Below are 13353 nucleotides of genomic sequence, written 5' to 3'. Positions count from 1 at the left end.
CGATCAGTTGCCGCCCTTGCCGGCCTTGCGGGCGATCTGCCAGCTGAGCAGCAGGCCCGCCCCCAGGCGCAGCAAACGCTTGCGCCTGCCCAGCATGGGAATCAGCGATGTCAGGCCAGACAGCAGCATGGGATAGCGCCTGCCCAGGCTAACGGCGTGCGCGATCCAGTCGCTCGGCCTGCTGGAGCCCAGCGACTGCAGGCCGGGAGGAATGATTCCACGCACCAGCTCCGCAGGGCTTGCCGCCTGCGCCAGGCGTTCTGCGCCGCGCAGCAGGCGTCTGCGTTCCAGAGCGGCGCGCGCCCTGACCAGTTCGATACGCACCTCCCGCTCAGCGGAAGACATGCTCTTGCGTTCCGTGCTCATTCGCCCGCCCTCCCCGCGCCATCGGCGATTTCGTCGTCATCGTCATCGGAACTGCGCAGCCTGTCCAGCAGGGCGAGATCCTGGCGCAGTTCTTCGAGCGTTGCGGAAAAGGGCGCCGGCTGCTCCAGGAACGACTTCCGGACATGCAGCAGAATGCATGCGCCGCTGACGGCATAGGCGGCCGTCAACAAGCCCAGCGCCCAGTAGCGATAGTCGGTCTGCCAGAACAGCAGCGCGATCGTCAGCGTGAATACCAACAGCGCCAGCGTCAACAGCAGGCCGCCCACCAGCACCAGCGCCAGGGAGCGCGTGAGGTGCACACGCTGCCCCGCGGCCTCGAGGGAGAAAAGTTCAAGGCGGGTACGCAGGATGCATCCCAGCGTACTGACGACATCGCCGATGGATTCTCTGAGCGCCATATGGTTCCCCCTCTGCGTTGTTCATGCCGGGCATGGATTCCGCGCGGACGGCGAAACCTGCCCGGTCTTGAAGACAATCTTAGCGGCGGGTGATCAGCACACCCAGCAGCAGCCCCGCCACACCCGCCAGGCCGATGGCCTGCCAGGGATTGTCATGGACGTATTCGTCCGTGGCGCGTGCGGCCTGGCGCCCCTTTTCGACCAGGGCGTCCTGCGCATCGTGCAGGCTGTCGCGCGTGCGGCGCAGCGAGCGCAGCGCATTCTCGCGCAACTCTTCCGCCTTGTCGCCCGTGGCTTCGGCCGCCTCGCGCAGCAGCTTCTCCGCATCATCCAGACTGGTTTTCACGCTTTCGATGAAATCATCTTCGGTTTTTTGCACTCGTTTCCTTGTTGCCATGCCAGACTCCTGATGTGGGGTTTCAGAAACCCGAAAAAATTCCGGGAACACACTTCCATACTACCCTAGTTCCGGCATGTTTTTCTGCATGAAAATATGAGGAAACATGAATAAGGTAAAGAACTGCTGCCTGTCGGTCTCCTCGCCCCGGTACGGAGGCGCCTTCGGCGCCGTATGGATTGCCTCGCTTGACCCCGGCCTGAAGTCCGGGGCTTGCGCTTTGGCCCGTGATCAGCCGTCTTTCTGCCGTGTGCCGAAGATCCGGTCGCCGGCGTCGCCCAGACCGGGGATGATATAGCCATCCTCGTTGAGATGGCTATCGATGGATGCTGTATAGATATCCACATCGGGATGCGCGCTCTCCACGGCCCCGATGCCTTCCGGCGCCGCTACCAGCACCAGTGCGCGAATATGGCGGCAGCCAGCCTTTTTCAGCATATCGATGGTGGCGACCATCGAACCGCCTGTAGCCAGCATGGGATCCACGATCAACGCCAGGCGCTGGTCAAGCTGGCCCACCAGGCGCTCCAGGTAGGTATGCGCCTGCAGGGTCTCTTCGTTGCGCGCGATGCCGATCGCGCTGACCTTGGCGCCCGGAATCAGGCTGAGCACGCCATCCAGCATGCCGATGCCCGCGCGCAGGATAGGCACCACGGTGATCTTCTTGCCCGCGATCTTCTCCACTTCGAGCTCGCCCGCCCAGCCATCGATCTTCGTTGGTTCGAGCGGCAGATCCTTGGAGGCTTCGTAGGTCAGCAGGGCGGCAACCTCCTGCGCCATTTCGCGGAAATTCTTGGTGCTGAGATCGGCCCTGCGCATCAGCCCCAGCTTGTGGCGGACCAGGGGATGGCGTATTTCATGAACAGGCATGGCAATTCCAGAAGATTGAATACGTGAAAATCGATCGGATCGGATACGGCACGGTAACCTCAGCGCGCCGCCAGCCACCGGATGACGGCATCGTCGAACGAGCGTACAGCCGCAGCCTGGTCGCCGTTGACCATGCTGACGAGAATATAGCGCTTGCCGCTGGCGCCCAGCACATAGCCGGCCAATGCCCGCGCATCGCGCAGCGTACCCGTTTTCAGGTGGGCCATGCCCCGGACGTCGTCGTCGCGCAAGCGCCTGCGCACCGTGCCGTCGACCCCGGAAATCGCCAGGGACGAAATGAATTCCGGCATCAGCGAGGAATGCCATGCCGCGTCCAGCATGCCGCCAAGCCCCGATGCCGTCAGCCTGCCTTCCCTGGACAGCCCCGAACCATTGCCGATGACCCAGCCCGAGGTATCCACTCCCTGGCCCTGCAGCAGCTGTAGCACGGCACGTTCTCCCGCCGGCACCGTGGCTCCCGGGCCAGACGTTTCCGCCGCGAGCGTCAGCAGCAGGTGGCGCGCCATGACGTTATTGCTCTGCTTGTTCACGATGCGGATCTGGTCCGCCAGGGGACGGGAGTCATGCCAGGCCACGGGCTTGGCTTCCGGAGGCACCTTGCCGGCAACGATGCCGCGCGCCAGGGTGCCGCCCAGCTCGCGCCAGAGCATGCGAAACAGGTTGGAGAAATGCTCCGGCTGCGACAAGGCCAGGCGGTACACGCTGAACTCGCCGCACTCTCCGGGCGCGTTGCCGCTCAGCAGGACCTCGACGCCGCTCGCCGTGCCTTGCACCTGCGTTCCCACCGTGGGCGACCCCGTGCAGCGGGCATCGCTCCACGCCACTTGGCCGGTGATGCGCAGGCCGGGCACGGGAGGATCAACGATGGGAATCCACTGCTTCGCGCGGGCATCCGGCTGGAACAGCAGCCGCGTCGCCCCCAGGCCGACCATCATGGCGTCCGGGCTGGCGTTATAGGGCCGGTCGGGAGAATTGTCGAACGCGCCGGGATCGATGGCGACATTGCCGAAACGGCTGCGGTCCACCACGACCTCGCCGAGGTTCTTGATGCCGCGCAGGCGCAGCTCGCGCAGCAGCAGCCAAAGATCCTGAACAGTAAAAGAGGGATCGCCCGCCGCCTGGATATACAGAGGTCCCGACAGAGTGCCCTGCTCGTCCACCACCCCGCCGCCGCGCGCCAGCAGATGCGTGCGCCAGACATATTCGGGCCCCAGCCCGGACAGTCCGGCCCAAGTCGTGACCAGCTTCATGACGGATGCGGGATTGCGCGGCGTGGCGGGGTTGACGGCGAGCAGCACCGGGCCGCCGACCTCCTGGACGAACAGGGACAGGGATTGTTCCGGCAGCTTCGTCGCGCGCCAGGCCCCCTGGAGCTCGGAGGGCAGGGACTGCGCGCCCGCGACGGCGGCCGCAAGCCCGAGCGCGGCGACGGCAAGCCCGCGTCCGACGGATCGCGCTACTTTCCGGGCGGAAACAGCAAGGTGCGAAACAGGCATGGAGGCAACCACAGACGTGAAAAGCATGAGCATACCCAAAGACCGGCATGCCTGTGTAGACTTCCCGGCCGATTGATACAGTTATGCGCGACTCCCGGGGCCCGGAAAACCGCCTTACCGTAAAATACCGGGTTTTCCCTTTGCGGAACCTGTTCGGCGCCCAAGTGTCGTAGAGGTTCCCCGGATCCCGACGTGACCCCTTCCCTGGATATTTCCCAGTTCGACTACGAACTGCCCCAAGAGCTGATCGCCCAGTCGCCTCCGCCGCAGCGCGGCGACAGCCGCCTGCTGCACCTGGACAGCCGGGGCCAGTTGCACGACCTGCAGTTCCCCGACCTGCTGTCGCTGCTGCGCCCCAACGATCTGCTGGTATTCAACGACACCCGCGTCATCAAGGCCAGGCTGCTCGGCCGCAAGGCATCCGGCGGCAAGGTGGAAGTGCTGATCGAGCGCATCACCCGGTCCGACCAGGCGCTGGCCCACGTCAGATCCAGCAAGTCGCCCAAGCCCGGCACGGTGCTGGATCTGGCCGACGCCTTCCAGGCCACCGTGCTGGGACGCGAGGGCGAGCTCTTCCTGCTGGCCTTCCCCGAACCGGTGCTGGACCTGCTGGACCGCCACGGCGCGACTCCGCTGCCTCCTTATATAGAGCACGCGGCCGGCCAGGAAGACGAAGAACGCTACCAGACCGTCTACGCCCGCGAACCCGGCGCGGTGGCCGCGCCCACGGCCGGCCTGCACTTCAGCGACGCGCTGATGGAGAAAATCGACGCGCTGGGCGTACAAAAGGCCTTCGTGACCCTGCATGTCGGCGCGGGCACGTTCCAGCCGGTGCGCGGCGCCATCGAAGACCATGTCATGCATTCGGAGCGATTCCGCGTTCCCGCGGATACGCTGCGCAAGGCCCAGGCCGCCCGGCAGGCCGGCGGACGCGTCATCGCGGTGGGCACCACCAGCGTGCGCTCGCTGGAATCCGCCGCGGCCGTCTGCAGTCCTGAGCAGCTCGCCGCCGGCGCGGCGCTGCCCGACAGCATCGAAGACGATACCCGGCTCTTCATCACGCCGGGCTACCGCTACCAATGGGTCGATGCGCTGATCACCAACTTCCACCTGCCGCAATCCACCCTGCTGATGCTGGTATCGGCATTCGCCGGCCTCGAACCGATACGGCGCGCCTACCGTCATGCGGTACAGTCGCGCTACCGCTTCTTCAGCTATGGCGACGCCATGTTCCTGGAATCACCCGACACAATCTTATGACCGGACTCGATTTTTCCCTGCTGGCCACCGACGGCGCCGCGCGCCGCGGCCGCATCACGCTCAACCACGGCGTTGTCGAAACCCCGATCTTCATGCCCGTGGGCACCTACGGCAGCGTCAAGGCCATGCTGCCGCACGAGCTTGACGACATCGGCGCGCAGATCGTGCTGGGCAATACTTTCCACCTGTGGCTGCGTCCCGGCACGGAAATCATGGAAAAGCACGGCGGGCTGCACGGTTTCATGCAATGGAACAAGCCCATCCTGACCGATTCCGGCGGCTTCCAGGTCTTCAGCCTGGACGGCCTGCGCAAGATCACCGAGGAAGGCGTGAAATTCGCCTCGCCCATCGACGGCTCGCGGCTGTTCCTGACGCCCGAGGAATCCATGCGCATCCAGCGCGCGCTGAATTCCGACATCGCCATGGTGTTCGACGAGTGCACGCCCTACCTGATCGACGACCGCCCCGCCACTCCGGAAGAGGCGGCCAGGTCCATGCGCATGTCGCTGCGCTGGGCGCGGCGTTCGCGCGATGCCTTCCTGCAGTCGGAAAACCCCAACGCCCTGTTCGGCATCGTCCAGGGCGGCATGTTCGAATCCCTGCGCGACGAATCCCTGGCCGGGCTGACCGACATCGGCTTCGAGGGCTATGCCATCGGCGGCCTGTCGGTCGGCGAGCCCAAGGAAGACATGATGCGCATCCTGTCGCACGTCGCGCCCAGGCTGCCCGAAAACGCACCGCGCTACCTGATGGGCGTCGGCACGCCCGAAGACCTGGTCGAAGGCGTGGCCCGCGGCATCGACATGTTCGACTGCGTCATGCCCACGCGCAACGCCCGCAACGGATGGCTGTTCACGCGCTATGGCGACATCAAGATCCGCAATGCCCGCTACCGCGACGACACCCGGCCGCTGGATCCGTCCTGCGGCTGCCACACCTGCGGCCATTTCTCCCGCGCCTACCTGCACCACCTGCAGAAAGCCAATGAAATCACCGGTGCGCGCCTGAACACCCTGCACAATCTGCATTTCTACCTGACGCTGATGACGGAAATGCGCCAGGCGATCAAAGAGCAACGTTTCCAGGCCTGGCGCGCCCGCTTCCTGGAAGACCGCGCGCGCGGCATTGCCTGACGACGGAAAGCCGGCATCACCCTATGCGGCAGGCTGCCGTTCGCGAAGTTCACCGGCTGCACTGCGGACAATCATGCTACGGATCTCCGGCAAACATGAACCGCAGCCCGTGCCGCAACTCAACGATTGTTTCAGCCCATCCAGATCCAGGCCTTCGGCAATACCGGCCAGAATCGCCTGATCGCTGACACCCGCGCAAACGCAGACCGTGCGCGCGCGCGCACCCGCCGCCTCACGCCCCATCAGCAGCGCTGCCGCGCTGGCCGGCGCCGGACCGCCGTCGGCCCACGCCATCAGCGCTTCATGCGCCCGCGAATCGCCCGCCAGCAGGAATGCGGACGGACGGCCATCGGTCAGCGCAACGCGGCGCAACACGCCGCGCGCCGGATCGTCGAATACGATGCCAGGCGCTTCCACGCCGAGATCGCGCGCCAGCGCCGCCAACACCGAAGAGTCCGGCGAGGATGGCGCGGCCAGCCGCAGACGTACACCGCCGCCGCCCACCGCCGACGGCAGCACCACTACATAGTCGGAAAATTCCAGCCATGCCGCCAGCCGGCGGCGCAGCTGCGCCGCATCGCCTGCGACCCAGCCCATGGCCTGCCACGGTAATCCGGCCGCCGCCACAGCCACAGCGGCATGCTTCAGTTCCGGCTGATGTGACTGCGGGTCGCACACCGGATTCGTCAGCGCATTGACACCTTGTCCCGCCATGAATGCGCCGCCCCAGTGCATGGGCAAGAAGGCATGCCCCGGGCGCACCGACGCATCGTCGCGCACAGGCAGCACCACACCGCCGCGCCGCGAGCGTATGCGGGCCAACGTGCCTGACGCCAGGCCCATGCGCGTCATGTCCGACGGATTCAGCGACAGCCAGGGTTCCTCGACATGGCGCGTCAGCCCCAAAGACAGGCCAGTGCGCGCCATCGTGTGCCAGTGGTCGCGCAGGCGTCCCGTCGTCAGGCGCAGCGGGTATTGCGCGGATACCGGCTCGGCCACGGGCACATAGGGCACGTCCACGAACCGCGCCCGGCCATCCTGCGTGGCAAACCGTCCGTCCGCATACAGACGCGCCACGCTGTCGCCGTTCGGCCGATACGGCCATTGCCTCGGCCCCATCGCCTCCAGCACAGCATAGTCCAGCGCGCTGTAGTCCAGATCGCGGCCCGCCGTCATACGCGCATGTTCCGCGAATATCTCGCTCTCCCCCACATAGCTGAACAACGCCGCCTTCTCCGGCGCCACGCGCGCCGCCAGGCGACGCGCTACCTCGCAGGCCAGACGCCAATCGGGCAGCGCATCACCCGGTGGCGGCACGGCAGCGCGCACGCGGCTGATGCGGCGCTCGGAATTCGTCACCGTGCCGTCCTTCTCCGGCCAGGTCGCCGCCGGCAGCACCAAGTCGGCATAAGCCAGTGTCTCGGTGCCGGCAAATGCTTCCTGCACGATGACGAACTCCGCCTTCTCCAGCGCCGCGCGCACACGCGCCTGATCCGGCATGGACTGCGCCGGATTGGTCGCGGCGATCCACAGCACCTTGATGCGTCCCTCCAGCACCGCATCGAACATCGCCACCGCCGGCAAGCCGGGCTCCACGGGCAGCGCGTCCACGCCCCACAGCGCCGCCACCTCGGCGCGGTGCGCCGGATCGGAGGGATCGCGGTGTCCCGGCAGCAGGGTAGCCATGCCGCCCGCCTCTCGTCCGCCCATGGCGTTGGGCTGGCCGGTCAGGGAGAACGGCCCGGCCCCAGGACGGCCGATCTGACCGGTCGCCAAATGCAGGTGGATCAACGCCGCATTCTTCGCCGTACCGCTGGACGACTGATTCAGCCCCATGGTGTAGAGCGACAAGGCCGCGCGCGACTGGCCGAACCAGCGCGCCGCCTGGATGATGTCCTGCGCGGGCACTCCGCACACATCCTGCGCCGCACGCGGCGTGAACTCGTGGATGCGTGCCTTCAGCCCAGCAAAACCCGTGGTGTGGCGCTCCATATAGTCGGCGTCCACCAGACCATCCCACACCATCACGTTGAGCATTGCATGAAACAACGCCACATCCGTGCCAGGCGCAATGGCAAGATGCAGATCCGCCATCGCTGCGGTGTCGGTGCGCCTGGGATCCACCACGACGACCTTCATTTCCGGGCGCAACGCCCTGGCCGCCTCCAGTCGCCGGAACAGCACCGGATGCGCGTAGGCCATGTTCGAACCTGCGATCAGTACCGTGTCGGCCAGATCCAGATCCTCGTAACAGGCCGGCGGCGCATCCGCGCCCAATGTCTGTTTGTATCCCGTCACGGCACTGGACATGCACAGCCGCGAATTCGTATCGATATGATTAGTGCCCACAAGCGCACGAGCCAGTTTGTTGAAGGCCGCGTAATCCTCTGTCAGCAACTGACCCGACAGGTAGAAACCGATGGCGTCCGGCCCATGCCGCGCCAGCGTGTCCGCCAGACGATCGGCAGCCATATCCAGCGCATCCGGCAGCTGCAGCGGCTGGAGCTGCCGGCCACGCTTCGGGCGCCACTGCGCCCGAAGCACGCGCGCCTCGTCGCGCCGTACGGTGTCGGCCAGCGCTCTGCCCTTGCTGCACAGGGCCCCGCGGCTGGACGGATGATCCGGATCGCCTCGCACCGCCAGCACACGGTCGCCGCCGGCCTCGACCAGCACGCCGCAGCCGGTGCCGCAATAACAGCAGACGGAAGCCACGCTGCGCACCATGACTACTCCGCGTTCCCGTCAATCGCCGATCCGGACCCCGCCAAGTAAACCCAGCCGTCATCATCCACACGCACGGGCACTCGCCGCGCACAGCCCTCGTCCGGAGCCCGCGCCTGCCCTGTCTCCAGATCGATCACCCAGCCGTGCAGGGGACATGTCACAGACATGCCGTGCACTAGTCCCTCGGACAACGGCCCGCCCTTATGCGGGCAGCGATCCAGCACCGCGAACACCCGATCGTCGTGCGTGCGAAACACCGCCACGTCATCCTGCCCGAAACGGCGAACGACGCGCGATCCCTGCACCGGCAGATCGTCCAGGCGGCAGACGGCCAGCCACTGCCCACGCCCGGCCGGGACAACCGCATCCCGTCCCTTTACCCCCGGCTCCCGGGATGGAACACTTGTATTTCCGTCTGGCATCATGATTCTCTCCTCATGCCGTGATAGGTTCGAATTCGCGCGCGGCATCGGCTTGCGGGCGCCTGTCCATCCAGGGATCCTGCTCGAATGCCAGAGCGAACTTCAGGCGCGCATACAGTTCCGCGCGGCCGGCCTCATCCTCCACGACCCGGGTCTTGGCGTAATCCAGCCCCACGCGCGCCAGATAATGCACTGTGCGCTCCAGGTAGAACGCCTCCTCGCGGTACAGCTGCAGGAACGCACCGGCATGCTCCAGCACCTCGGCGGCGGTGGACACCTTGACGAAGAACTGCGCCACTTCCGTCTTGATGCCGCCATTGCCGCCCACATACAGCTCCCAGCCGGAATCCACGGCGATCACGCCTACGTCCTTGATGCCGGATTCCGCGCAGTTGCGCGGACATCCCGACACCGCCAGCTTGACCTTGTGCGGACTCCACATGCCCGCCAGTTCTTTTTCCAGCGCAATACCCATGCTGGTGGAATCCTGCGTTCCGAAGCGGCAGAATTCGCTGCCCACGCAAGTCTTGACCGTTCTCAGGCTCTTGCCATAGGCATAGCCGGACGGCATGTCCAGATCGGCCCAAACGGACGGCAGATCCTGCTTGCGCACGCCCAGCAGGTCGATGCGCTGACCGCCCGTAACCTTGATCATCGGAATCTCGTACTTGTCGGCCACGTCGGCGATGCGCCGCAGTTCGCTGGCGTTGGTCACGCCGCCCCACATGCGCGGCACCACCGAGTATGTGCCGTCCTTCTGAATGTTGGCGTGCACGCGCTCGTTGACCAGGCGCGCCCGGCCATCGTCGCGCGCCTCTCCAGGCCAGGTGGAGATCAGGTAATAGTTCAGCGCCGGCCGGCAAGTGGCGCAGCCGTCAGGCGTGCGCCACTGCATGGTGCGCATAGCCTGCGTCAGGCTTATCAAATGCTGGTCGCGGATGGCCTGACGCACCTGCCCATGCGTAAGATCGGTGCAGTCGCACACCGGACGCTCGGACTTCGGCTTGACGTCGGCGGCTCCGCCGACACAGTTGATCAGTATCTGCTCCACCAGGCCCGCGCACGACCCGCAGGAACTGGCCGCCTTGGTGTGCTTCTTGATCTCGTCCACCGTGAACAGGCCCTGGTCGCGGATAGCCTTGACGATCGTTCCCTTGCATACGCCATTGCAGCCGCACACCTCGGCATCGTCGGGCATGGAGGCCGCGCGATTTTCTCCCGCGTGCCCGGTATCGCCGACGGCGTGCTCGCCCAGCATCAGTTGATCGCGCAGCGCATCGACCGGGCTGCCCTCGCGAATCAGCCGGAAATACCACGCGCCGTCGGCCGTGTCTCCATACAGGCAGGCGCCCACCAGCTTGCCTTTGTCGACCACCAGTTTCTTGTAGACCCCGGCCGACGGATCAGACAGGGTGATGGCCTCCGTGCCCGGCCCGCCCAGGAAGTCACCCGCCGAGAACACGTCGATGCCGGTCACCTTCAGTTTGGTGGAGGTCACGCTGCCCTGGTAGCGCGCAATGCCGAACATGGCAAGGTGATTGGCCGCCACCCTGGCCTGCTCGAACAGCGGCGCCACCAAGCCGTAGGCCGTGCCGCGATGGCTGACGCACTCGCCCACCGCATAGATCAGCGGATCGAAGGTCTGCATAGTGTCGCTTACCACCACGCCGCGATTCACGTACAACCCGCAGGATTCGGCCAGCACGGTGTTGGGACGGATGCCCACCGCCATCACCACCAGATCGGCGTCGATCTGCGTTCCGTCGGAGAAGCGCAGCGCGCGCACACGCCCCTGTTCATCTCCGATCAGCGCCTCCGTCTGGCGCGGCATCAGGAACTTCAGGCCTCGCTCCTCCAGGCTGCGCTGCAACATCAGCGCAGCCTGCGGATCCAGTTGCCGGTCCAGCAGACCGGAGCCCAGATGCACCACCGATACGTCCATGCCGCGCGCCACCAGTCCGCTGGCAGCCTCCAGACCCAGCAGCCCGCCGCCGATAACGACTGCATGCCGGTACTTACGCGACGCCTCGATCATGCGGTTCACATCATGGATGTCCCGGAACGTCACTACACCGTCCAGATCATTGCCAGGCACGGGCAAGATAAAGGGATTGGATCCGGTCGCCAGCAGCAATCGATCATAAGGCGTCTGCGTGCCGTCATGCGAATGCACGATGCGCTTGGCGCGATCGATGCGATCCACCGTGCAGCCCATGCGCAGGGCGATGCCGTTGCTTGCGTACCAATCCTCGTCGTTCAGCACGATGTCGGACAGTTTCTGCTCCCCAGTCAACACCGGAGAGAGCATGATGCGGTTGTAGTTGGGATAGGGCTCCGACCCGAATACCGTGATGTCGTATTGGTCGGGAGCCAGTTTCAGCAGCTCCTCCAGGGTGCGCACACCGGCCATGCCGTTGCCCACCATGACTAGCCTGGGTTTCTGTTTCATGATGTCTCTCTGCTGTTTCTCGAATGAATGTTCGTGGTCCACCTGCATGGCATCCGGATCAGGCAACCTGGCGCAGCGCCCGCTCGTCGTCGGACGGCTCGGCGACGCACGCTGGACTGGACGCGGCTTCCACCGCACGCTCCGTACCCTGGTTCGGATTGCCGTAGCGTCGATGCAGGAAGTCCACCACCGCCGCGCGGCAGGCCTGGTAGCGCGGGTCGTTGGCCAGCTTCACCCGGTCGCGCGGCCGCTCCAGGCCGACCTCCAGCACATCGCCAATGGTGGCCGCAGGCCCGTTGGTCAACATGACGATGCGATCGGACAGCAACACGGCCTCGTCCACATCATGCGTCACCATGATCGTGGTGCTGTGCGTCAAAGCCACGATGCGCGACAGTTCGTCTTGCAGATGCGCTCGCGTCAGCGCGTCCAGCGCGCCGAACGGCTCGTCCATCAGCAGCACCTTGGGTTCGATGGCCAACGCACGCGCAATGCCCACGCGCTGCTTCATCCCGCCGGAAATCTCGCGCGGCAGCTTATCGCGAGCATGCTCCAGCCCCACCATGTCCAGCGCGCGCAGCACGCGGTCGGCCAGTTGCGCCTTGCTCTCCGTTGCGCCGAACACCCGCTGCACGCCCAGGTAGACGTTCTGGAAACAAGTCATCCACGGCAACAACGAATGGTTCTGGAATACCACTGCGCGATCCGGCCCCGGACCGGTGATTTCGCGCTCCTCGCACAATAATGCACCAGCCGTTGGAAGCGCCAGACCGGCCACCAGGTTAAGAAGCGTCGATTTGCCGCAGCCGGAATGCCCGATCAGCGAAATGAATTCGCCGCGCGCCACATTCAGATTGACGTCGCGCAACGCGACGAACGGGCCTTTGCGGGTGTTGAACGTCTGTCCTACGTTCTCGATACGCACGAAATTCTTCATGATTGTCACTCCTCAGCGTAGGCAAAGCGGCGCGCCAGTCGCACCATGCAGAATTCCAGCACCAGTCCCACGATACCGATCACGAAGATGGCGATCACGATGTGCTCCACCTTCAGGTTGTTCCACTCGTCCCACAGCCAGAACCCTATGCCCGTGCCTCCGGTCAGCATTTCGGCCGCCACGATCACCAGCCAGGCGGTGCCGATCGAAAGCCGCACGCCGGTCAGGATGTACGGCAGCGCCGAAGGCAGCAGCACGCGTGTCAGCACCTGCCATTCCGGCAGATTCAGCACGCGCGCCACATTCAGGTAGTCCTGCGGCACACGCGCCACACCCGCGGCGGTATTGATAACCATGGGCCAGATCGAACAGATGAAGATTGCCCAGATGGCCGCCGGATCGGCGGCGCGGAACAGCAGCAGCCCCAGCGGCAGCCAGGCCAGCGGCGACACCGGCCGCAACAGGTTGATGACAGGCGACAGCATGGCGTTGACGACGGCATAGCGGCCAATAATGAAGCCGGCGGGGATGCCCACCAACGCTGCCAGACCGAACCCCAGGCCCACGCGGCGCAGCGAGGCAAGCACGTTCCAGCCAATGCCCTTGTCGTTCGGGCCGTTGTCATAGAACGGATCGGAGAACAGGGCGGCGGCCGCGTCCCAGGTCACGCCCGGAGACGGAATCTCTGGCACCAGGATGGTGATGAGCTGCCATACCAGGATGAAAATTGCGAAGCCGAATACCGGCCCGGCGACGGCACGCGCGGCGGCCTCCAGACGCGGCAGCCAGACTGGCTGCCGCGACGCATCGACGGGAGGGGAATGTTGTGAGGTGTCCATCAGAAACTCCGTGAAGCCCC

Annotated in this window: 12 protein-coding genes; 2 read left to right on the top strand and 10 right to left on the bottom strand. The window is 65.4% G+C overall.

Going from position 1 to position 13353, the window contains the following annotated elements; genetic code table 11:
- Positions 1 to 3: 3 nt before the first annotated feature.
- The 5 genes from EV686_RS11755 to dacB all read right to left on the bottom strand — a co-directional run bounded on the left by EV686_RS11755 (position 4) and on the right by dacB (position 3569).
- Positions 4 to 366 carry a hypothetical protein gene (locus tag EV686_RS11755; RefSeq protein ID WP_132477131.1) on the bottom strand — a complete coding sequence of 121 codons (363 nt, stop codon included), beginning with the start codon at positions 364 to 366 and terminating at the stop codon, positions 4 to 6.
- Entirely contained in the window at positions 363 to 785 is a 423-nt protein-coding gene (locus EV686_RS11750) for a phage holin family protein (protein ID WP_132477130.1), read from the bottom strand. The genes EV686_RS11755 and EV686_RS11750 overlap by 4 nt, the downstream gene beginning before the upstream one ends.
- A gap of 79 nt (positions 786 to 864) precedes the next feature.
- Positions 865 to 1182 carry an ElaB/YgaM/YqjD family protein gene (locus tag EV686_RS11745; protein WP_132477129.1) on the bottom strand — a complete coding sequence of 106 codons (318 nt, stop codon included), beginning with the start codon at positions 1180 to 1182 and terminating at the stop codon, positions 865 to 867.
- A gap of 231 nt (positions 1183 to 1413) precedes the next feature.
- Positions 1414 to 2052, bottom strand: a complete 639-nt coding sequence (gene upp / locus EV686_RS11740) for a uracil phosphoribosyltransferase (protein WP_132477128.1) — start codon at positions 2050 to 2052, stop codon at positions 1414 to 1416.
- A gap of 59 nt (positions 2053 to 2111) precedes the next feature.
- Positions 2112 to 3569 carry a D-alanyl-D-alanine carboxypeptidase/D-alanyl-D-alanine endopeptidase gene (dacB, locus tag EV686_RS11735; protein ID WP_132477223.1) on the bottom strand — a complete coding sequence of 486 codons (1458 nt, stop codon included), beginning with the start codon at positions 3567 to 3569 and terminating at the stop codon, positions 2112 to 2114.
- Between the two features lie 192 nt (positions 3570 to 3761).
- On the opposite strand from dacB, the gene queA reads away from it, so the two are divergent.
- Positions 3762 to 4829 carry a tRNA preQ1(34) S-adenosylmethionine ribosyltransferase-isomerase QueA gene (queA, locus tag EV686_RS11730; RefSeq protein WP_132477127.1) on the top strand — a complete coding sequence of 356 codons (1068 nt, stop codon included), beginning with the start codon at positions 3762 to 3764 and terminating at the stop codon, positions 4827 to 4829.
- The gene (gene tgt / locus EV686_RS11725; protein WP_132477126.1) at positions 4826 to 5962 is read left to right on the top strand and encodes a tRNA guanosine(34) transglycosylase Tgt; all 1137 of its coding nucleotides are present in this window, start codon (positions 4826 to 4828) and stop codon (positions 5960 to 5962) included. The genes queA and tgt overlap by 4 nt, the downstream gene beginning before the upstream one ends.
- 21 nt (positions 5963 to 5983) lie before the next feature.
- On the opposite strand, the gene EV686_RS11720 is transcribed toward tgt, so the two are convergent.
- From EV686_RS11720 to ntrB, 5 genes are read right to left on the bottom strand one after another with little or no spacing between them, the layout of a single operon-like run.
- Complete coding sequence (locus EV686_RS11720) at positions 5984 to 8686, bottom strand: nitrate reductase (RefSeq protein WP_132477125.1); 2703 nt, start codon at positions 8684 to 8686, stop codon at positions 5984 to 5986.
- 2 nt (positions 8687 to 8688) lie between these two features.
- Positions 8689 to 9111 carry a nitrite reductase small subunit NirD gene (gene nirD, locus EV686_RS11715; protein WP_243650866.1) on the bottom strand — a complete coding sequence of 141 codons (423 nt, stop codon included), beginning with the start codon at positions 9109 to 9111 and terminating at the stop codon, positions 8689 to 8691.
- 10 nt (positions 9112 to 9121) lie between these two features.
- Positions 9122 to 11557 (bottom strand): nitrite reductase large subunit NirB, encoded by a 2436-nt coding sequence (gene nirB, locus EV686_RS11710; protein WP_132477124.1) that lies wholly within the window; start codon positions 11555 to 11557, stop codon positions 9122 to 9124.
- Positions 11558 to 11615: 58 nt separating this feature from the next.
- Positions 11616 to 12494: an ABC transporter ATP-binding protein gene (locus tag EV686_RS11705; RefSeq protein ID WP_132477123.1), complete on the bottom strand. Its 879-nt coding sequence runs from the start codon at positions 12492 to 12494 to the stop codon at positions 11616 to 11618.
- Between the two features lie 5 nt (positions 12495 to 12499).
- Positions 12500 to 13333 carry a nitrate ABC transporter permease gene (ntrB, locus tag EV686_RS11700; RefSeq protein WP_132477122.1) on the bottom strand — a complete coding sequence of 278 codons (834 nt, stop codon included), beginning with the start codon at positions 13331 to 13333 and terminating at the stop codon, positions 12500 to 12502.
- Positions 13334 to 13353: the final 20 nt, after the last annotated feature.

Origin of the sequence: Paracandidimonas soli (assembly GCF_004342005.1) — a bacterium.
GTDB lineage: Bacteria > Pseudomonadota > Gammaproteobacteria > Burkholderiales > Burkholderiaceae_B > Paracandidimonas > Paracandidimonas soli.
The sequence above is the reverse complement of the archived record's forward strand: the minus strand, read 5'-3'. Positions and strand labels throughout refer to the sequence as shown.

Excerpts from the sequence above, each read along its gene's own strand:
- tgt (WP_132477126.1), top strand. The coding sequence starts at position 4,826 with ATGACCGGACTCGATTTTTCCCTGCTGGCCACCGACGGCGCCGCGCGC.
- EV686_RS11745 (WP_132477129.1), bottom strand. The coding sequence starts at position 1,182 with ATGGCAACAAGGAAACGAGTGCAAAAAACCGAAGATGATTTCATCGAA.
- EV686_RS11755 (WP_132477131.1), bottom strand. The coding sequence starts at position 366 with ATGAGCACGGAACGCAAGAGCATGTCTTCCGCTGAGCGGGAGGTGCGT.
- nirD (WP_243650866.1), bottom strand. The coding sequence starts at position 9,111 with ATGATGCCAGACGGAAATACAAGTGTTCCATCCCGGGAGCCGGGGGTA.
- EV686_RS11750 (WP_132477130.1), bottom strand. The coding sequence starts at position 785 with ATGGCGCTCAGAGAATCCATCGGCGATGTCGTCAGTACGCTGGGATGC.
- EV686_RS11720 (WP_132477125.1), bottom strand. The coding sequence starts at position 8,686 with ATGGTGCGCAGCGTGGCTTCCGTCTGCTGTTATTGCGGCACCGGCTGC.
- nirB (WP_132477124.1), bottom strand. The coding sequence starts at position 11,557 with ATGAAACAGAAACCCAGGCTAGTCATGGTGGGCAACGGCATGGCCGGT.
- EV686_RS11705 (WP_132477123.1), bottom strand. The coding sequence starts at position 12,494 with ATGAAGAATTTCGTGCGTATCGAGAACGTAGGACAGACGTTCAACACC.
- ntrB (WP_132477122.1), bottom strand. The coding sequence starts at position 13,333 with ATGGACACCTCACAACATTCCCCTCCCGTCGATGCGTCGCGGCAGCCA.
- upp (WP_132477128.1), bottom strand. The coding sequence starts at position 2,052 with ATGCCTGTTCATGAAATACGCCATCCCCTGGTCCGCCACAAGCTGGGG.
- dacB (WP_132477223.1), bottom strand. The coding sequence starts at position 3,569 with ATGCCTGTTTCGCACCTTGCTGTTTCCGCCCGGAAAGTAGCGCGATCC.